Raw genomic sequence first — 19200 nt, forward strand, 5'->3', positions numbered from 1 at the left:
TACCCTGCCATGAGCATACGGAAGCCTTGGGGCCTGCGCAAACCAGGTGCGGCAGCGCTGTCGCTTTTGTGAGCCCGGTCAACCCCCGCAGTCGGCCAGCATCGGGCGGGCCAGGCGTTCGATCGGGAACTCGCCGGAACCGAGCAGCGGCAGGTTGCTGTTGTACCAGACGTGTCCGTCGTTTTCGCCGTCGAAGCGGATGGTCAGATCGCCCCAAACGAAATTCTCGATACCGGCCATATCCACGGGCGCGGCAGACTGGGTGTCTTGCGGCTGGTAGAGCGTATAGATCAGGAGGGTCTGGTCCTTGAAACTCCCGTCGCCGACCATCCAGGCTTGCCAATCATTGCTGGCCGACCCTGGACTGTCGTTGTGCACGGCCTCCGGCGTATAGCTGAACCAGTACACCAGCCCGCGGCCAGTCTCGAGGACCTCGACGACGAAGCCCTGCCCGTCAAGATCCGGAATCGACCAGGCCCCGGAAATCCACTGATGGGGTTGCTGATTGTCGCAGCTTGTGCCGGCCATTCGACTCAGCCGCTGGAAGTCCTGGCGCATCGCCGTGTCGGGGATGGGCGGCCAGGTAATCCCGATCGAATGGGGCAGGTCATAGCCGGTGTAGGCAATCAGTTGTTCACCGTGCAGGGTGTCTGGTCCGACCCGGTCCAGACGCCAGCTGCCGCCGCGCACGGTCGGACGATCGGCACCGGCCAGGCCCGCTTCGAAGCTGCCCCGGGTTCTGAGCATTTCGTGAAAGCGCAGCGTGGTGTCGTCCGACTGGCCGACGGAAAGCTGCCACATCTGGCGTCCGTTGAAGACATGACTGAACCAGTAGATCAGTGGTCGGCCATTGTCGAGCAGCATCAGGCTGAAGCCTTCTCCACTACGGTCGGGGTTGAACCAGCTGCCGCTCATCGAGACGTCCACAGGCTGGCGCTCGCGCCCCATGCACTGGGCCTGCGGTCCACCCAGATGACGCTCGGCAATCCATGCCTCCAGGTCGGGGTCGACAATCTCGACGTCGGTCCAGCACAGGTTGATGCTGTTCAATTCCCGGTTCTCGAACCAGTCCGGTTCGAGCTCCCCGCTGAAGGCGTTGTCGGCCAGCCACAGCTCGGTTTTGCGTATCTCCTCTCCGGGTTCGCCATCAGCAGGGTGCATCGCGAACACGGCATTTTCGATACTCCCTTCCAGTCGGTTGTCCGATAGATCGAGGTGGTCGAGCGTCATCGCCCCCTGCCACGCCTCGGGCACCACCCCGGAAAACTGGTTGCCCGAAAGGTCCAGATACTCAAGGCGCACGGGTGCTGCTGGTGGCGGGGTCCCGATAGTCGGCCCGTCGCCATGGCCTGCTTGGGGCGGCAGGGGGCCCTCGAGCTGGTTGTTTGCGAGAATCAATCGGGGGATACCTAGTGGCAGCGCTGGAAGCTCGCCGCTGATGGCGTTGCCCGAGAGGTCCAGTTCTATGCTGGGCATGCCCACCGCGCTCGAGCCGTTCAAGTGGCCGATCAGAGACAGGTCGAAACTGCCCTGCAGATTGTTGTCGGGCAAGCGGATATAACCAATCCACTCGTATCCGCCGAACTCGTCGCCTTCGGTCACGCAGGTAATGCCGTACCAGTCGCAGACGTCGACCTCGGGGTTGAGCCAGCCATCGTTGCGGTGCCAGTCGTCACCGTTCATGGCCGCGTAGAAGTCCGTGAGCGCTTCGACGGGCATCGGCGGCGGCGGCGAGAGGGCCAGCAGGGCCGGGCTCAGTGCCAGCATGATGCCGGCCAGCGCCGCGCGGATGGGGGAGGGGAAGCGGGTATTGATGTTCATGCAAGCAGCCTGTTGTTGGAGTACCGCCTTCCTGACCATGCTACGGTAGCCGTTTGGTTGGCGCAAGTCGCGCCGGGTGTAGCGCTGCGCAGTGGCGAGCTGCGCCGGTATAATGGCGTGTTTTCCCTTGGATTGTTGCAGCATGCCCCAGTTGTCCGACCAGGTTGCGCGCCGGCGAACCTTTGCCATCATCTCGCACCCGGACGCCGGCAAGACCACGCTGACCGAAAAGTTCCTGCTTTTCGGCGGTGCGATCCAGCTTGCCGGCTCGGTCAAGTCCCGCAAGGCCGAGCGCCACGCCACCTCCGACTGGATGGAGATGGAAAAGCAGCGCGGCATCTCGATCACCTCCTCGGTGATGCAGTTTCCCTACAAGGAGCGCATCGTCAATCTGCTCGACACCCCGGGCCATGCGGACTTTTCCGAAGATACCTACCGCGTGCTCACTGCCGTGGACTCGGCGCTGATGGTGATCGACTGCGCCAAGGGCGTGGAGGAGCGCACCATCAAGCTCATGGAGGTCTGCCGCATGCGCGATACCCCGATCTTCACCTTCATCAACAAGCTCGACCGCGAGGGCCGCGAGCCCATCGAGCTGCTTGATGAGGTCGAGGAAGTGCTGGGCATCGAGTGCGCGCCGGTAACCTGGCCGATCGGCATGGGGCGCCGGCTCAAGGGGATCTATCATCTGGTGCACGACGAAATTCATCTCTATGAGTCGGGCAAGAATTACATGCGCCAGGAGCCGCGGATCATTGCCGGCCTGCACTCGGCCGAAGCTGACGAAGCCCTGGGCGACATGGCCGCCGAATTGCGCGACGAAATCGAGCTGGTGGCGGGTGCCAGCCATGATTTTGACCATGAGCGCTACCTTGAAGGCAAGCAGACACCGGTGTTCTTCGGCTCGGCTCTGAACAATTTCGGCGTGATTCCGCTGCTCGACGAGTTTGTCGATCGTGCCCCGCAGCCGCAGGCGCGCGCTACTCTGGGACGCTCTGTCGAGCCGGTCGAGGACAAATGCACCGGCTTCGTGTTCAAGGTGCAGGCCAATATGGACCCGGCCCACCGCGACCGCATGGCCTTCATGCGCGTGTGCTCGGGTCGTTTCGAGAAGGGCATGAAGCTGCACCATGTCCGCATCGGCAAGGAGCAGCGCACCCACGGCGCGCTGACCTTCATGGCCGGCGAGCGGGCGGCAGCCGAATATGCTTACCCAGGTGACATCGTCGGCCTGCACAACCACGGTACGATCGGCATCGGCGACACGTTTACCGAGGGCGAGAAGCTGCAGTTCTCCGGCATTCCGAACTTTGCCCCCGAGCTGTTCCGCCGCGTGCAGCTGAAAGACCCGCTCAAGCTCAAGGCCCTGACCAAGGGTCTGACCCAGCTTTCAGAGGAAGGCGCCACACAGTTTTTCAGGCCCTTGATCGGCAATGACTTGATCGTTGGCGCCGTGGGTGTTCTCCAGTTCGACGTGGTGGCCTACCGCCTCAAGGAGGAGTACAACGTCGCGGCGGTGTTCGAGGCGGTCAACGTATCAACCTGCCGCTGGGTCAGCGCTGATTCCGATCGCGAGCTCGACAAATTCCGCAACAAGAACGAGCAGCAGCTGGCCGAAGACGGCGGCGGCCGCCTGGTTTACCTGGCGCCCACCCGGATCAATCTCCAGCTGGCCGAAGAGCGCCATCCCGAGATCACCTTCCGCGCCACCCGCGAGATCAGCGTTTACGTCGACGTCGATTGACCGGCCCCCGGCGGGCTTCAGGTCGGCCCGGGGTGCTCGGCAGCTGGCGTGCGAGGTGGTCGCACTGTTTGCGGGGCGGGTGACCGGTTCCGGGTGGATTTGTCGTTAGGTTTGATATATTCGGCCGAAAGGGGCGGCATGCGCGCCGGCCGCGGCGACTGATCCAGCCGGGAGGTGACGGAAATGGGCGAAGTTCTCGGGCGTTATCACATCATCAGCGAACTCGGTCGCGGCGGTATGGGCGTGGTCTACAAGGCGCTCGACCCCAAGCTCGAGCGTTTCATTGCCATCAAGTGTCTGAGCGACGAGCTGAGCGAAGACGAGATCGTCGTCGCCCGCTTCCTGCGCGAGGCGCGCAACGTGGCCGCGCTCAACCATCCCAATATTGCCCAGATTTTCGTCGCCGACGAACATGACGGCAAGCCGTATTTCGTCATGGAATACGTCGACGGCGAATCGCTGGCCGAATTCATCGACCGTGAAGGCCAGTGCTCGCCGGAGATGGCGCGCCGGGTGGCCGAGCAGGCGGCTCGCGCCCTGGCGGCCGCCGCCGCCGAAGATATCGTGCACCGCGACGTCAAGCCGGGCAACATCATGATCGATCGTCGCGGCCGCGCCGTCCTGACCGACTTCGGCATCGCCTGCATTGCCGCCGAGCAGTCCGGCCCGGAGGGCGGCACCGTCATGGGCACGCCGGGCTACATGGCCCCCGAGGTGCTCAGTGCCGGTCCGGCGGACTCGCGCAGCGACATGTTCGCGCTGGGCGTGGTGTGGTTCGAGATGCTCGCCGGTGAGCGCCTGATGCCGGGCCGCGATCTCAAGCAGGCGTTTTCTCAGCTGGCCAAAGACGGCTTTCCCGACCTGTCGGCACTCGAGGGTCGGGTCGACGATCGCGTCATCGACATCCTGCGGAAAATGCTGGCAGTCCAGCCAGATAATCGCTACGCCAGCTGGACTGAACTGCTGGCCGATATGCAGCCGCTCAAGACCGGCCGGACCGGGCCGGTGGAACGTTCCGACAGCGGCCCTTCGACCGCCGAGCGTGAGGTCACCGAGGCGCTGGCAACGACCGGCGTGCTGTCGCCAACCGCCGGCGGCACGGTTGACGCTGCCGCAGCCGCGGCGGCGCTGCAAACGCAGGCCGAACCTGCGCACCCGGTGCTGGTGCAACGACCGGCGCCGAAGCGACGTGGAAGATGGGTTGCCCTGGCGCTGGTGTTCGTGGCTGCGCTGGCCGCCGCCGGCTTTGGGCTGACGCGGCTGGATTCGGCCACCTGGAACCGCATGACGGCCTGGCTGCCGGGCGGCGCGGGCAGCGAGGACGCAGCCGTGGCCGATGCCGGAGCCGGCGACTCTGAAGCCGGCTCGGCCACGCGGTCGGCGGCTTCACGAGAAGGTGGCGGCATCGCCGATGCCGCCGGCGGCCTTCGCGCCGGGCAGGCGATTGCCGATGCCGGCAGCGGTGACGGCAGTGAAGTGCCGCTGCCAGAAGAGCCGGCAGCCGACGCTCTGGCGGCTGACACACAGGCCGCGTCCTCCGACTCGACCGACAGTCCCGCCGGGGAAGGCGATGGAGTGGCCGAGCTGGATGACTCGGCAGCAACCGCAGCAGCGCAGACCACGGCCGCCGCCGGGAACGCGGATATGTCGGCAGCGCCCGCGGCATCGGATCCAAAGGAGGCCGTGGTTGCAACCGATCCGCCTGCCGAGCCGGTCGAATCGCCGGCAGGCGAGCCCGCAACAGGTGAATCTGACCCCGGTGCGTCCGCCCGCCAGGCCGCGCCGCTGCCACGCGGCGTGGTCGTGATCGGTGTTGGTGATCCCGTGGTTGCCGACCCGATGGTGCGCGAGATCGAATCGGCGCTGCGCGGCAGCAGCCATCCGCTGGTGCAGCGCAGCTTTGTCAGCGGCTACCGCAATCATGTCCAGGGCGAGGAAGTCGACCTGGTCGGCCTGGCCCGCCCGGCTCTGGATGCCGGCGCGCGCTACGTTGTGGTGGCGCGCGCGCTGCCGGCCGGCGAGCGGGAGTTGCAGTACTACAATCGCATTGAAAGGGCCTTCATTGCCCAGCTCGAGGCGGTAACGTTCGACCTGCACAGCATGCGCAAGATCGGCGCATCACCGGTCGAGCAGATCGAGTTCACCGCGCTCAACGCTACCCGCCGCGCGGTGGATTCCGTACGGCCCTGGCTGCCGGGGATTCGAGACCAGTTCGACTGATGGCGAGCAGCTTCTTTTCCAGAGCCGGACTGTCTCTTCCGCCCGGCATGCCACTCCGACCTACAGCCGGAATTCGCGACCCAGATAGACGTTGCGCACGTTCTCGTCGGCCATCACCTCATCGGGCGAGCCGTGGATGAGCAGCCGGCCCTCGCTGATGATGTAGGCGCGGTCGCAGATGCCGAGGGTTTCGCGCACGTTATGGTCGGTGATGAGAATGCCGATATTGCGCTCGGTCAGATGCCGGACGATGTTCTGAATCTCGCCAACCGAGATCGGATCGACGCCGGCGAACGGTTCGTCGAGCAGGATGTAGGACGGGTTGGCGGCCAGCGCACGGGCAATTTCCACCCGTCGGCGCTCGCCGCCGGACAGGCTGATGCCCGACTGATCGGCCAGATGGCTGACCGAAAACTCCTCCATCAGGCGCTGGAGTTCATCACGTCGGCCGGAGCGATCGAGATCACGGCGCAGTTCCAGCACCGCCTTGATGTTGTCGGCCACTGACAAGCGCCGGAATATCGAGGCTTCCTGCGGCAGATAGCCCAGGCCGTAGCGCGAGCGCTGGTTCATGCTCGCGCGCGTGATGTCGCGTTCGTCGAGTACGATGCGACCGCCGTCGGCCGTGACCAGTCCCACCACCATGTAGAAGCAGGTGGTCTTGCCGGCGCCGTTGGGGCCGAGCAGGCCGACGATCTCGCCGGTATCGACCTGCATGGACATGCCGTGAACCACGGCACGCCCCTTGTAACGCTTGGACAGCTGTTCGGCGATCAACACGGCTCAGTCCGGCTCGGTCTCATTGTCGACCTCATCGTCGGCCTCGTTGTCGGTGGCGTCGTCGGCCGGGTCGTTGGGCGCTTCATCGGGTTGATCGTTTTCGATGACCTCCGGCTCGATCGACAGGCGCACGCCACCTTCGCCGCGAACGCCTTCGGTATCCAGGCTGTAGACCAGGCGCTGGCCGGAATAGGTGCCGCGGGGGTCTTCGATGTAGGCATCGCCGACCAGGGTGACAGTGCGTTCGATCAGGCTGTAGATCACCTGGTCTGCGTGACCGGTCGTTTCCCGGTTTTCTTCGTTGAGCGTGCGCCAGCGTACCGGCTCGCCGAACAGCTCGATGCGCTCGTAGCCGTTATCGCCGCGATAGGCAAAGCCTTCGTCGGCGGTCACTTCCATCTCGCCGCGGGTGATGCGCACGCTGCCCTCCAGGTGGGAGGCATTGCGCTCGGTATCGTGCTGCGCGTTGTCGGCCTCGACCCCGATAGGGCCTTTGTGCTGTGCTTCAGCCGCGGTCGCCAGGCTTGCCAGCAGCAGCGCCAGCACGACGGCCGTCGCGATCAGCCACGGCCGGCTCGAGCTCACCTTGTACGCCATCAGTCAGTTCCAGAAGGTTTTTGTCCAGTTGAATTCTCAGACCGCCGGAACGCAGCCGGGATTCCGTCTGCGTGATCGTCACCGGTGTATCCGACGAGATTGTACGCTTGCCCCGGTCGTAGCGCAGGCGTTCGGTGCGCACCTCGATGTCTCCACCCCGAGCGCGATGGACAAGCTGGATATCGCCCTCGAGCACGAGCATTTCCTGATCGCGCAGCACGCGGCCCTGATTCGATGAACCCCGCCAGTCGGCGCCTTCGGGCTCGATATGGAATTCGGGCGCCTCCAGCCGGGCGACGCGCTCGGCCCAGACGTGCTCGAGCCGGGGCCCCGAGAGCGTGAGCTCCACGCGGTCGAGCGCATCGCGAAAGCGCGCCGAGAAGTCGGTCAGGGTGTAGTCGAACTGCGGGTCGGGTACCGACAGCGGCGGCGTGGCTCTGCGGTCGCTGGGCATCAGCCAGCGAATGCCAAGCGCCAGCACCAGCGCCAGGCAGCCGATCAGCACCACGCGCCAGGTCACTCGAAGCCATCCTGCCAGGCGCCCAGCAGGCCGCGTCCGGCGAGGATACGCTCGCACACCGCCCGCACGGCGCCAAAGCCGCCGCGCTCTGGCGTGACAAAGTCGGCGCGCTCACGAATCCAGGCGCTGGCGTCGGCTGGCGCACACTTCAGGCCGCAGCGGCGCATCGCCGGCCAGTCGAGCAGGTCGTCGCCGGTGTAGGCGCAGTTTTCACCGGCCAGATCGAGCGTGTGCAGCAGTTCCTCCAGCGCAGCGGCCTTGTCCTGACGCCCCTGAACGAGGTGCTCGATGCCCAGCTCCTGCGCGCGCCGGGTCACGATCGGTGACTGCCGAGCGGTGATGATGGCCACGGCAATATCGTTGTCGAGCAGGGCCTTGATGCCCAGGCCGTCGCGGGTGTGAAAGGTCTTGATCTCGTCGCCGGCATCGTTGTAGGCAAGGCGGCCGTCGGTCATCACGCCGTCGACGTCGAAGATGGCCAGCTGAATGTTCGCGCTCATACCACGCCCGCCTGCAGCAGATCCTGAAAGTTGAGGGCGCCCACCAGCCGGCCTTCGGCATTGGTGACCAGAACGCCCTGAATGCGATGACTCTGCATCAGCTCCACCGCCGCGGCCGCCAGTTCATCGGCCCGTATGGTGCGCGGGTCGCGCGTCATGATGTGCTCGGCCGGCTTGCTGCGAATATCGGCCAGCTCGTCGACGTGGCGACGCAGGTCGCCGTCGGTGACGATGCCCACCAGGGCTTCATCGTCGTCGAGCACTGCGCACATGCCCAGGCGGCTGCGCGTCATCTGCATGATGGCCTCGGCGATACTGTCGTTGGCACGGATAATGGGCAGGGCCTCGCCGGTGTGCATCAGATCACTGATGCGCAGCAGCAGCCGGCGCCCGAGGCTGCCGGCCGGGTGCGAGCGCGCAAAGTCTTCGGCCGTGAAGCCGCGGGCGTCGAGCAGCGCAATGGCCAGAGCGTCTCCCAGCGCAAGCTGGGCCGAGGTCGAAGCAGTTGGCGCCAGCCCCAGCGGGCAGGCCTCGCGATCAACGCTGGTGTCGAGGTGAACATCGGCGTGGCGCGCCAGCGTTGACGACGGATTGCCGGTCATCGCAATCAGTTTCACGCCCAGGCGCTTGAGGCCCGGCAACAGGCGCAGCACTTCCTCGGTTTCGCCGGAGTTCGACAGCGCCAGTACGGCGTTGTCTGCGGCAATCATGCCGAGGTCGCCGTGACTGGCTTCGGCCGGGTGCACGAAAAAGGCCGGCGTGCCGGTCGACGCCAGGGTGGCGGCCAGCTTGCTGCCGATATGTCCGGACTTGCCCATGCCGGTCACCACCAGGTGGCCCGGCGAATCGAGCAGCAGGCTGCAGGCGGCAATGAAGTCTTCACCCAGGCGCTCGGCCAGCGCGGTGATCGCGCGTGCTTCGGTGGCCAGTACTTCGCTGGCGGCATGAATCAGACGGCGAGAGTCGATATTCATGGCTCAGATTCTAATGCAGACCGAAGCGGATCATCATCGTGCCAGCAGCGCTTCCCAGATCACCAGGGTCTGGTAGCCGAGATAGCCGGCAAACAGCAGTACCGCGGCGGGCCGCGTGATCAAGCTCTGGCCGCCGCGGCGCCAGACCATGACCAGCAGCAGGATGGAGATGGCGAACATCACCAGCATGTCGCGGTTGAGCAGCATGGGCTCGATGTGCATGGGTTCGATCACGGCAGCAATGCCCAGCACACCGAGCAGGTTGAACATGTTCGAGCCGAGGATATTGCCGATCGCGAGGTCGTCTTCGCGCTTGTAGGCCGAGGTCGCAGCCGCCGCCAGCTCCGGCAGGCTGGTGCCCAGCGCCACCACGGTCAGGCCCACCACCGCCTCGGAAACGCCCACCAGAAGCGCCAGGGTCACGGCGCCGGTTACCAGCACCTGTGCGCTCAAGGGCAGCAGGATCAGGCCCAGTACGGTCCAGATCACGGCGGCGCGCATCGGCATGCCCGGCGGCACTTCTTCGGTCAGGGCCGCGGTGATCGGGTCCTGGCCACCGCTTTTCACGCCCAGCATCACCATGCCGCCCACCAGCATGAACAGACCGACGATCAGTACCGTACCGTCGAGGCGCGAAAGCTCCAGGTCCCACATCAGAAACAGTGTCAGCAGCATGATCAGCGCCAGCACCGGCACCTCGCGTTTGAAGGTGGCCGAGTCGACGCGCAGCGGATAGATCAGCGCGGTCAGCCCGAGGATCAGGCCGATATTGGCGATATTCGACCCCAGGGCGTTGCCGATGGCGAGCGCCGGGTTGCCCTTGAGCGAGGCGATGGCCGAAACGATCATCTCTGGTGCCGAGGTGCCAAAGCCGACGATCGTCAAACCCACGATCAGGGTCGACACACCAAAGTTGCGTGCCAGCGCCGATGCGCCGGCCACCAGCCGGTCGGCCGCCCAGATCAGCAGCACGAAGCCGGCGAGCAGTTGCAGCAGGGCGATGGTGATCGTCATACGGGTTCCCGGGCGGCGCGAAGGTGGGACAGGGAGAGGATGGGGTACACTAGGCGGCTGGTCCGCATGCTGTTGCGGCCGCTCTTTTTCACTCCCCTCCGGGTTGAATCCATGGATATCACTGCAATCGAAACGCGCATTCTACAGGCAATGCCCGAAGCACAGGTCAAGGTTGAATCCGACGACAACGTGCATTATGTCGCCCGAATCGTGAGCGATTCCTTTGTTGGTTTGTCGCGCATCCAGCGTCACCGCAAGGTGCATGCGGCCGTTGGTGAGGCGCTGGGGCGAGAGATCCACGCCATGAGTCTGGATCTGAAAACTACCGAAGAAGCCGGCCAGGCGGCGGTTGACGGCTGATGGGCATGGCCGGAATCCAGATTGTCGGCGGCAGGGCGCTGGACGGCTCGGTCGAGATTTCCGGCGCCAAGAATGCAGTGCTGCCCATCCTCATGGCCGCGCTGCTGACCGAAGAGCCCTGCCGGCTCGAAGGCGTGCCACATCTGAAGGATGTGACCACCACCATGGAGCTGCTTGGCCAGATGGGCGTGTCCATCGCCCTGGGCGATCGTCTGAGCGTGGAGCTGGATGCTTCGGCCATGGACAGCGACGTCGCGCCCTACGAGCTGGTCAAGACCATGCGCGCCTCGATTCTGGTGCTGGGGCCGCTGCTGGCGCGCCGCGGTGCGGCCCAGGTGTCGCTGCCGGGCGGCTGCGCCATCGGCGCCCGGCCGGTGGATCTGCACCTCAAGGGCCTGGCGGCCATGGGGGCCGAGATCACCGTCGAGTCGGGCTATATCCAGGCCCGTGCTGATCGCCTCAGGGGCGCGCACATCGTGCTCGACACCGCCACGGTTACCGGCACCGAAAACCTGATGATGGCCGCGACTCTGGCGCAGGGCACCACGGTCATCGAAAACGCCGCGCAGGAGCCGGAGGTCGCCGATCTGGGCCACTGCCTCAACTCGATGGGCGCACAGGTCTCCGGGCACGGCAGCAATACCATTGTCATAGAGGGGGTCGAGCGTCTTTCCGGCTATGACTACAAGGTGGTGCCCGACCGGATCGAGGCCGGCACCTTTCTCACCGCTGCCGCCATGACCGGTGGCCGCGTGCGCGCGCTCAATGCAGTGCCGGGCACGCTCGATGCCGTGCTGGCCAAGCTCGAGGAGGCCGGCGGGCGGATCACCACCGGCGAAGACTGGATCGAGCTCGACATGGCCGGGCGACGGCCACGCGCGGTTGACGTCACCACCGCGCCGTATCCGGGCTTTCCGACTGATATGCAGGCGCAATTCACCGCCCTCAACGCCATTGCCGAGGGCACGGGTATCGTTCGCGAGACGGTTTTCGAGAACCGTTTCATGCACGTGCTGGAGCTGCAGCGCCTTGGTGCCGATATTCGCCTGGAGGGCAACGCCGTCATCATCAGGGGCGTCGAGCGTCTGACCGCGGCCCCGCTGATGGCGACCGATCTGCGCGCCTCGGCCTGCCTGGTGCTGGCCGGCCTGGTTGCCGAGGGCAAAACCCTGATCGACCGCGTCTATCACATTGACCGCGGCTACGAGAACATCGAGGAAAAACTGCGCCAGCTCGGCGCCGACATTCGCCGGCTGGCCGGCTGATCCGGCGCGCTCGGCGACAGGCGTTATTCGACCTCTTCCTTGTCGTAACCGGGCACGGGGTCTTCGCCGCCGGGGCAGAACGGATGGCAGCGCAGCAGGCGCTTGACCGCCATCCAGCCGCCACGCCAGGCGCCGTAGAGCTCGATTGCCTGGCTGGCATAAACCGAGCAGGTCGGGTCGAAACGGCATTGCCCGCCAATCCAGGGGGACAGAAAGTAACGATAGGCCCGGATCAGGCCGAGAAATAAAGTCTGCATCGGGGTTGCCCAGAGTTCCCGACTAGGATATATAATCGTCGGTTTTGCAACAACCTGGCTTGAAGAGGCCGTGAGCTGATGCCTAGCAAGAGTGTTGAACTGCCGAAAGGTTACAAGCCTTCCGAAGACGAAGAGTACATGGGCCCGAAGCATCTGGAGTATTTTCGTCGCCAGCTGCTGCAATGGCGTGAAGACCTGATCCAGGAGTCTCAGGAGACGATCGACAACCTGCGTGGCGAGGTCCGCGATGTCGGCGATGAGGCCGAGCGCGCCAGCCGCGAAACCGAAAACAGCCTGGAACTTCGCACCCGCGATCGCTACCGCAAGTTGCTCAACAAGATCGACGAGGCCCTGGCCCGAGTCGAAGACGGTTCCTACGGCTACTGCGAAGAAACCGGCGAGGAAATCGGCTTGCCCCGCCTGGAAGCCCGGCCGATCGCCACGCTCTGCCTCGACGCTCAGGAGCGTTGGGAACTCAAGCAGAAACAGATGCGCGATCGCTAAGGAGCGTTGATCCGAAGCTGCTGATTGATGAAAAGCCCCGCACTGTCGGGGCTTTTTTACGCGTGGCGCGAGGCCGCTCTTCTCCGTTGGCCGAAGAGGCTGTCTTGCTCCGGGAGAGGGGCCCATGGGCGTGGGAGCGCGGCTCCAGACCGCGATACGGCGCCCAGCGGCGCCGGCCCGAGGCAAGGCTCAGTCGCGCAAGAAGGCAGCCCCTTCCGGCCCAAGCCCTGGGGTGTTCAGGCGGCCTCGAGTGCGCGCGTGGCCTGGCGACGGACTTCGGCCAGCATGGCATTGAGGCCGTTGGCACGCGTTGGCGAGAGGTGGTCGCTCAAGCCGATCTCGACGACGAAGTGGGGTTCGGAATCGAGGATTTCGGGCGCGCTGCGACCGGAATAGACTCGCAGCAGCAGGGCGATCAGGCCCGAGACGATGGCGGCATCCGAGTTGGCGCGAAAAATCATGCGTTCGGCGTCGCCCTCGGTGATCAGCCAGACCTGAGATTGGCAGCCGGACAACAAATGGTCCTCGACCATGTCGGCCTCGTCGAGCGCGGGCAGCTTCCTGCCGAGGTCGATCAGGTACTGGTAGCGGTCCATCCAGTCGTCGAACAGGCTGAACTCCTCGACGATTTCTCGCTGTGCTGTTTCGATGCTCATGAGCTTGCCTTCCAGCGCGTTCCATCAGCGCTGTCTTCGAGTTCGATGCCGCGCTCGGTCAGCTCGTCGCGGATGCGATCGGCGGTGGCAAAGTCGCGCGCTTCGCGTGCTGCATTGCGCTCGGCAATCAGCTGCTCGATTTCGCCGGCATCGATGGTAGCGTCATCCACGCCGCGCCTGAACCAGGCGTCCGGCTCGACCTGCAGCAGGCCGAGCAGGGCGGCGGTTGCCTTCAGGCGCGCCGCCAGCCGGGGCTGATCGGACGCTGGGGCCGCAGACAGCCGGCGCGCCAAGGTATTGATTTCTGCCAGCGCCGTGGGCGTGTTGAGGTCGTCTTCCAGCGCAGCAATCACGCTGGTCTCGGGCTCGACGTCGATCGCCGCAGGCGGGTGACTGCGCAGCAGGCCATAGAGTCGGTCGAGGGTGTTGCGGGCCTGCTCGAGAGCGCTCGTTGACCAGTCCAGCGGCTGGCGATAGTGAGCCGACAGCAGCAGGTAGCGCATTACCTCGCCGGGCCATTGTTTCAGCAGCTCGTGCACGATCAGCGTGTTGCCCAGCGACTTCGACATCTTGCGCTTGTCGACGGTTACGAAACCGTTGTGCATCCAGTAGCGCGCGAAGTGCTCGGTGCCGTGGGCGCAGCGACTCTGGGCAATCTCGTTTTCGTGATGCGGAAAGATCAGGTCCTGGCCGCCGGCGTGAATGTCGATGACCTGGCCCAGGTGCGCGGCGCTCATGGCCGAGCATTCGATGTGCCAACCGGGGCGACCGCGGCCCCAGGGGCTGTCCCAGCCCGGCTGGGTTTCGTCGGAGGGCTTCCACAGCACGAAGTCGCCGGGGTGCTTCTTGTAGGGGGCCACGTCGACGCGCGCCCCGGCCACCATCTCGCGCATGTCGCGGCGCGACAGCTCGCCGTAGTCGGGCGCCGATTCAATGCTGAACAGCACGTGGTTTTCGGCGGCGTAGGCGCAACCCTTGTCGATCAGGCGCTCGATCATGGCGATGATTTCATCGATGTGATCAGTTGCCCGCGGCTCGACGGTGGGCCGGCCCACGCCCAGCGCGGCCATGTCCTGATTGTAGATGTCGGCAAACTTGTTGGTGATGGTGCCGATTGCCACGCCCTGTTCGGCCGCCGCGGTGTTGATCTTGTCGTCGACGTCGGTGATGTTGCGCGCGTAGACCACCTGCGGAAAGCGTCGTGCAAGCACCCGATACAGCAAATCGAAAATGACGGCCGGGCGGGCGTTGCCGATATGGGCATAGCTGTAGACGGTGGGGCCGCAGGCATACAGGGTGACCCGTTCCGGATCGAGCGGCGAGAACGCCTCTTTCTGCCGGCTGAGCGTGTTGTATATCTGGATGGTCATCGGTGACTAAATTGGCGGTCAGGGGCTAGAATGACAAGCTCTGAATTCTAACTGATCGAGGACTGTCTCCCCATGCCCAACCCGGAAGCGCTGCTTTATGCCCGTCATATCGAACATCGGCGCGCGGAAATAGACGCCGTTCTTGCCGAGCTCGGCTACGACGGACTGCTGATTCACTCCGGGCGGCCGGAGAACCGCTTGTTCGACGACAGCCCGCCGCCGTTTCGCGCCCACGGGCCTTTCGTGGCGCTGGTGCCGATGCCGTTCGCGGCCGACGGCCTGCTGGAGCTGCGTCCGGGCAACAAGCCCCGATTGTGGCACTGCCAGCCCGATGATTTCTGGCACATGCCGCCCGAGCCGCCGGCCGACTGGTTGACCGACAGCGTGGACGTCGAGGTGGTGCGCTCGCCCGAAGAGTGGCACGAACGGTTTCACCAACAGCGCGCGCTGGCCGTCATTGGCGACGAGCGTGCGCTGGGGTCCTTGCTTGACGGCGCCGATCTCAACCCGCCCGAGCTGATGTGGCGCCTGGACGAGATCCGCACGCGCAAGACGGCTTTCGAGCGCGACTGCATCGAGCGCGCCAACCGCCTGGCCATTGCCGGCCATCTGGCGGCAGCGAAAGCGTTCCGCGAAGGCCGAAGCGAACTCGAGATTCACCTGGCCTATCTCGCCGCCATGGGCGCCGATCAGGACACGCTGCCCTACGGCAGTATCGTGGCCCTCAACGAACACGCCGCGGTGCTTCACTACCAGTTCCGCTCGCCCGAGGTGCCGCGCTCGATGCGCAGTTTCCTGCTTGATGCCGGTGCCGACTGGCGCGGCTACGCCGCCGATATCACGCGCACCTGGACGCTGGAAGAGCACCGTGAGTTCGGCAATCTGGTCGAAGCCATGGATGCCGCGCAGCGCAGTCTGGCCGACGGCGTGCGCGCCGGCGTTGATTTTGTCGACCTGCACCGCGACGCGCACCTGGCGGTTGCCGCCGTGCTTGAGCAGGCCGGCCTCGTCAGAATGCCGCCCGAAGAGCAGGTTGAAACCGGTGTGAGTGCACATTTTCTGCCGCACGGCCTGGGCCACCATATCGGCGCCCAGGTCCACGACGTGGGCGGCCTTGTGGACGAGCACGGCAATGCACTGCCGCCGCCGGCGCGCTACCCGGCGCTGCGGCTGACGCGCAAGCTCGAACCGGGCAACGTCGTGACCATCGAGCCGGGGCTTTACTTCATACCGACCTTTCTGGAAAAGCTGCGCGCCGGCGATCACGCCGCAAAGGTCGACTGGCAGGCCATCGAGCGGCTGACGCCTTTTGGCGGCATCCGCATAGAAGACAACGTGCTGGTCAGCGAGAGCGAGCCGGTGAACTTCACCCGCCAGGCGTTCGCTGAAAGGAGCCGCTGACCGCTACTGCACACGTGGCGGGCGGCGTCCGGCGGTGCTCGAGATCGGCATGCATTTGCTATGCACTCCGGTTCCCGTGCTCCGGCGGCCACCGTCAGCCACGCGCTGGCCACGCCCTCAGCGGCTCCCTGGGCTGTCCTTGATGGCTCCGGGGCTCGCTGGTGGGGAGGTCTACTTGAATGCGGCGGCCGTCGTCACCACGTCGAAAACGATACTGATCGCATACCCGGGACAACCGCTGTGATGAAACGCGAGGCGGTTGACCAGGCGGGGTGCATCTTCTGCGTGACTCCGGGTCACGGCCACTTGAACAAGCGTAATGCCTACGGCGGTTTTTCATGTCCAACCAGTCTATCGGTCTCAGCGACGAGCTCCAGAACTATATCCTTGGCCACTCCATGCAGGAACATCCGCTGCTGGCGCGGCTGCGTGAAGAAACCGCCGAGCTGCCGCAGCGCAGCATGCAGATTGCGCCAGAGCAGGGCCAGTTCATGGCACTGCTGGCCAGGCTGATCGGCGCGAAACGCTACATCGAGGTCGGTACGTTTACCGGTTACAGCGCGCTGGCTGTCACCCTGGCCATGCCCGAAGACGGGCGCACCATCGCCTGTGACGTCAGTCGTGAATGGACCGACATTGCGCGGCGCTACTGGCAGGAAGCGGGCCTGGCCGATCGCATCATGCTCGAACTGCGCCCGGCGCTGAAAACACTCGAAGAGCTTCTGGTCTCCGGCTGCGAAGACACCTTCGACCTGGCCTTCATCGACGCCGACAAGGCCGGCTACATCGACTACTTCGAGCGCTGTCACGAGCTGGTGCGCCCCGGCGGCCTGATCATGATCGACAACACCTTGTGGTCTGGCCGGGTGATCGACGAAGCCGACAGCGACGACGATACACAGGCCATCCGTGCTTTCAACGACTACCTGCGCGACCGCGAAGAGGTTGACGTGTCGATCGTGCCCGTCGGCGACGGGCTGACCCTGGTGCGCAAGCAGGTCATCGACCCCGAAGCGGGCTGAGAACAGCGCCACCGGTTTGAAACTTTTCGGGCCGACGCTTAAGGTGTAGCACTGCCTTCACACCTTGTAGGTTGCGCATGACTGATGCTCCAGTGATCGAAGTATCGGGGCTCTACAAGATTTTTGGAGCGAACCCGTCCGCGGCCATGCCGCTGATCGAACAGGGTTTTGCCAAGGACGAGATCTTCGAAAAAACCGGTCAGACCGTCGGCGTTCACAACGCCGATCTGACCATCAACAAGGGGGAAACCTTTGTGGTCATGGGCTTGTCCGGTTCGGGCAAGTCCACGCTGGTGCGCTTGCTCAACCGCCTGATCGAGCCGACCAGCGGCAGCGTTCGCATCAACGGGCGCGACGTGACCTCGATGAGCCACAAGGAGCTCATTGCCCTGCGTCGCCGCGATCTGGCCATGGTGTTCCAGTCATTTGCGCTGATGCCGCACCGTACCGTGCTCGACAACGCCGCATTCGGCCTGGAAGTCGCCGGCGAGAGTCGCGACAAGCGCCGCGAGCGCGCCCGCGAGGCGCTCGATCAGGTCGGGCTCAAGGCCAACGCCAACAGCTATCCCGACGAATTGTCCGGCGGCATGCAGCAGCGCGTGGGTCTGGCGCGCGCGCTGGCGACCGACCCCTCGATCATGCTCATGGACGAAGCCTTCTCGGCGCTCGATCCGCTGATTCGCACCGAAATGCAGGACGAACTGCTCGAGCTGCAGCACCAGCATGCGCGAACGGTGGTCTTCATTTCGCACGACCTTGACGAGGCCATGCGCATCGGTGATCGCATCGCGATCATGCAGAACGGCCAGGTGGTACAGGTCGGCACGCCCGAAGAAATCGTCACGAAGCCGGCCAACGACTACGTCAGGTCGTTCTTCTACGGCGTCGACATCGCCCAGGTCTTTACCGCCAGCGACATCATGGACAAGCAGCAGGTCACCGTGGTCGAGCGGCCAGGCATGGGCGTGCGCGCTGCGCTCGAGAGCCTGAGGCGATACGACCGCAACTACGCAGTAGTGGTTGGCTCCGGCGGGCGCTACGAAGGTCTGGTATCGGCTGATTCGCTGGCCCATACCCTCAATCAGCCCGGCGAATCGACCTTCCGCGACGCCTTCGAAACGCTCGAACCGGTGGCGCACGACGGCCTGCTCGAGGAGTTGATCGCGCGCTGCGCCGAGACCAGCGCCCCCATTCCGATCGTTGCCGAAGACGGGCGCTACCTGGGTACTGTATCGCGCAGCCGCCTGTTGCGCACCCTCGATCGCACGAGCGACAACGACGTGAATGGAACCGACGCCGACACCGACACCGCACAGGGGGAGACCGATAATGGATGAGTGGCTCGACAAGTTTCGAATTCCCATCGACGACTGGGTCGAGGCCATCGTGCTGTGGATTCAGGAAAACCTGACCGGCCTGCTCGATAGTTTCGCGCTGGTCATCGGCTTTCTGACCGACTCGTTCGAGACGGCGCTGATGTTCCTGCCGGCCTGGCTGCTGAGCCTGATCCTCATCGGGTTGAGCTGGTGGCGCGTGGGCTGGAAGTTCGGCATTTTTGCCTTTGTCGCCCTGGGCGTCATCCTGGGCATCGACCTGTGGCAGCAGACCGTTCAGACCCTGGCGCTGGTGCTGGCGGCAAGCACCGTTGCCCTGTTGATTGGCATCCCGGTCGGCATCGCCATGGCGCGCAATGACCTGGTCGAGTCCATCTGCCGACCGGTGCTGGACTTCATGCAGACCATGCCGCCGTTTGTCTATCTGATTCCGGCGGCCATCTTCTTCGGCCTGGGCAAGGTGCCCGGCGCCATCGCCACGGTGGTGTTTGCCATGCCGCCGGCGGTGCGCCTGACCAACCTCGGCATTCGCCAGGTCAACGAAGAGCAGATCGAGGCCGGACTTGCATTCGGCTGCACTCGCCGCCAACTATTAACCAAGGTTCAGTTTCCGCTGGCCATGCCATCGATCATGGCCGGCGTGAACCAGACCATCATGCTGGCGCTGTCGATGGTGGTCATCGCCTCCATGATCGGCGCCGGTGGTCTGGGCAATACGGTCCTGACGGGGATTCAGCGACTCAATGTCGGGCTCGGGTTCGAGGGCGGTCTGGGGGTGGTCATCCTGGCCATTCTGCTGGACCGCATCACCCAGAGCTTCGCGCCCGGACAGCGCGGCTGACCCCTCAGTTCTGTCAGGTA

19 protein-coding genes are annotated in these 19200 nt (G+C 64.8%); 9 read left to right on the plus strand and 10 right to left on the minus strand.

Features of this window, described 5'->3' with window-relative positions:
- Positions 1 to 78: 78 nt before the first annotated feature.
- Positions 79 to 1821, minus strand: coding sequence for a hypothetical protein (locus ACEWQ0_RS03030; protein WP_476484439.1), 1743 nt, complete (start codon positions 1819 to 1821; stop codon positions 79 to 81).
- A 142-nt stretch (positions 1822 to 1963) separates the two neighbouring features.
- On the opposite strand from ACEWQ0_RS03030, the gene ACEWQ0_RS03035 reads away from it, so the two are divergent.
- Positions 1964 to 3565 carry a peptide chain release factor 3 gene (locus ACEWQ0_RS03035; protein ID WP_476484440.1) on the plus strand — a complete coding sequence of 534 codons (1602 nt, stop codon included), beginning with the start codon at positions 1964 to 1966 and terminating at the stop codon, positions 3563 to 3565.
- A gap of 183 nt (positions 3566 to 3748) precedes the next feature.
- A complete protein-coding gene (locus ACEWQ0_RS03040) occupies positions 3749 to 5785 on the plus strand; it encodes a serine/threonine-protein kinase (RefSeq protein WP_476484441.1) in 2037 nt (678 codons plus the stop codon).
- Between the two features lie 60 nt (positions 5786 to 5845).
- On the opposite strand, the gene lptB is transcribed toward ACEWQ0_RS03040, so the two are convergent.
- Genes lptB through ACEWQ0_RS03070 form a run of 6 tightly spaced genes read right to left on the minus strand, consistent with a single transcriptional unit; the run spans position 5846 to position 10170 of the window.
- Complete coding sequence (gene lptB / locus ACEWQ0_RS03045) at positions 5846 to 6565, minus strand: LPS export ABC transporter ATP-binding protein (RefSeq protein ID WP_476482157.1); 720 nt, start codon at positions 6563 to 6565, stop codon at positions 5846 to 5848.
- Positions 6566 to 6568: 3 nt separating this feature from the next.
- Positions 6569 to 7162 (minus strand): lipopolysaccharide transport periplasmic protein LptA, encoded by a 594-nt coding sequence (lptA, locus tag ACEWQ0_RS03050; RefSeq protein ID WP_476484442.1) that lies wholly within the window; start codon positions 7160 to 7162, stop codon positions 6569 to 6571.
- Positions 7071 to 7682 (minus strand): LPS export ABC transporter periplasmic protein LptC, encoded by a 612-nt coding sequence (lptC, locus tag ACEWQ0_RS03055; RefSeq protein WP_476482159.1) that lies wholly within the window; start codon positions 7680 to 7682, stop codon positions 7071 to 7073. The genes lptA and lptC overlap by 92 nt, the downstream gene beginning before the upstream one ends.
- Positions 7679 to 8182: a KdsC family phosphatase gene (locus ACEWQ0_RS03060; RefSeq protein WP_476484443.1), complete on the minus strand. Its 504-nt coding sequence runs from the start codon at positions 8180 to 8182 to the stop codon at positions 7679 to 7681. Before ACEWQ0_RS03060 ends, lptC begins: the two co-directional genes overlap by 4 nt.
- Positions 8179 to 9156, minus strand: a complete 978-nt coding sequence (locus ACEWQ0_RS03065) for a KpsF/GutQ family sugar-phosphate isomerase (RefSeq protein WP_476482161.1) — start codon at positions 9154 to 9156, stop codon at positions 8179 to 8181. Before ACEWQ0_RS03065 ends, ACEWQ0_RS03060 begins: the two co-directional genes overlap by 4 nt.
- Before the next feature lie 33 nt (positions 9157 to 9189).
- Positions 9190 to 10170 carry a calcium/sodium antiporter gene (locus tag ACEWQ0_RS03070; RefSeq protein ID WP_476484444.1) on the minus strand — a complete coding sequence of 327 codons (981 nt, stop codon included), beginning with the start codon at positions 10168 to 10170 and terminating at the stop codon, positions 9190 to 9192.
- A gap of 111 nt (positions 10171 to 10281) precedes the next feature.
- Between ACEWQ0_RS03070 and ACEWQ0_RS03075 the strand changes: the two genes are divergently transcribed.
- Positions 10282 to 10530: a BolA/IbaG family iron-sulfur metabolism protein gene (locus ACEWQ0_RS03075; RefSeq protein ID WP_476482163.1), complete on the plus strand. Its 249-nt coding sequence runs from the start codon at positions 10282 to 10284 to the stop codon at positions 10528 to 10530.
- 5 nt (positions 10531 to 10535) lie between these two features.
- Complete coding sequence (gene murA / locus ACEWQ0_RS03080; protein WP_476482164.1) at positions 10536 to 11795, plus strand: UDP-N-acetylglucosamine 1-carboxyvinyltransferase; 1260 nt, start codon at positions 10536 to 10538, stop codon at positions 11793 to 11795.
- Positions 11796 to 11818: 23 nt separating this feature from the next.
- Here the strand turns inward: murA and yidD are convergent, their stop codons facing one another.
- On the minus strand, positions 11819 to 12052 hold the full coding sequence (yidD, locus tag ACEWQ0_RS03085; protein WP_476482165.1) for a membrane protein insertion efficiency factor YidD: 234 nt from the start codon (positions 12050 to 12052) through the stop codon (positions 11819 to 11821).
- A gap of 78 nt (positions 12053 to 12130) precedes the next feature.
- Between yidD and dksA the strand changes: the two genes are divergently transcribed.
- Positions 12131 to 12556: an RNA polymerase-binding protein DksA gene (gene dksA / locus ACEWQ0_RS03090; protein WP_476482166.1), complete on the plus strand. Its 426-nt coding sequence runs from the start codon at positions 12131 to 12133 to the stop codon at positions 12554 to 12556.
- A 236-nt stretch (positions 12557 to 12792) separates the two neighbouring features.
- Here the strand turns inward: dksA and ACEWQ0_RS03095 are convergent, their stop codons facing one another.
- Both ACEWQ0_RS03095 and cysS read right to left on the minus strand, forming a co-directional pair.
- Positions 12793 to 13212, minus strand: a complete 420-nt coding sequence (locus tag ACEWQ0_RS03095; protein WP_476482167.1) for a SufE family protein — start codon at positions 13210 to 13212, stop codon at positions 12793 to 12795.
- Entirely contained in the window at positions 13209 to 14582 is a 1374-nt protein-coding gene (gene cysS, locus ACEWQ0_RS03100) for a cysteine--tRNA ligase (RefSeq protein ID WP_476482168.1), read from the minus strand. The genes ACEWQ0_RS03095 and cysS overlap by 4 nt, the downstream gene beginning before the upstream one ends.
- Positions 14583 to 14654: 72 nt before the next feature.
- On the opposite strand from cysS, the gene pepQ reads away from it, so the two are divergent.
- The 4 genes from pepQ (at position 14655) to ACEWQ0_RS03120 (ending at position 19180) form a co-directional block, all read left to right on the plus strand.
- The gene (gene pepQ / locus ACEWQ0_RS03105) at positions 14655 to 15983 is read left to right on the plus strand and encodes a Xaa-Pro dipeptidase (RefSeq protein WP_476484445.1); all 1329 of its coding nucleotides are present in this window, start codon (positions 14655 to 14657) and stop codon (positions 15981 to 15983) included.
- A gap of 338 nt (positions 15984 to 16321) precedes the next feature.
- The gene (locus ACEWQ0_RS03110) at positions 16322 to 17005 is read left to right on the plus strand and encodes a class I SAM-dependent methyltransferase (protein ID WP_476482170.1); all 684 of its coding nucleotides are present in this window, start codon (positions 16322 to 16324) and stop codon (positions 17003 to 17005) included.
- Between the two features lie 77 nt (positions 17006 to 17082).
- The gene (gene proV, locus ACEWQ0_RS03115) at positions 17083 to 18342 is read left to right on the plus strand and encodes a glycine betaine/L-proline ABC transporter ATP-binding protein ProV (RefSeq protein WP_476482171.1); all 1260 of its coding nucleotides are present in this window, start codon (positions 17083 to 17085) and stop codon (positions 18340 to 18342) included.
- Positions 18335 to 19180 carry an ABC transporter permease gene (locus ACEWQ0_RS03120; RefSeq protein WP_476484446.1) on the plus strand — a complete coding sequence of 282 codons (846 nt, stop codon included), beginning with the start codon at positions 18335 to 18337 and terminating at the stop codon, positions 19178 to 19180. The genes proV and ACEWQ0_RS03120 overlap by 8 nt, the downstream gene beginning before the upstream one ends.
- The last annotated feature ends 20 nt before the right edge of the window (positions 19181 to 19200 follow it).

Source organism: Wenzhouxiangella sp. YN9 (genome assembly GCF_056324165.1).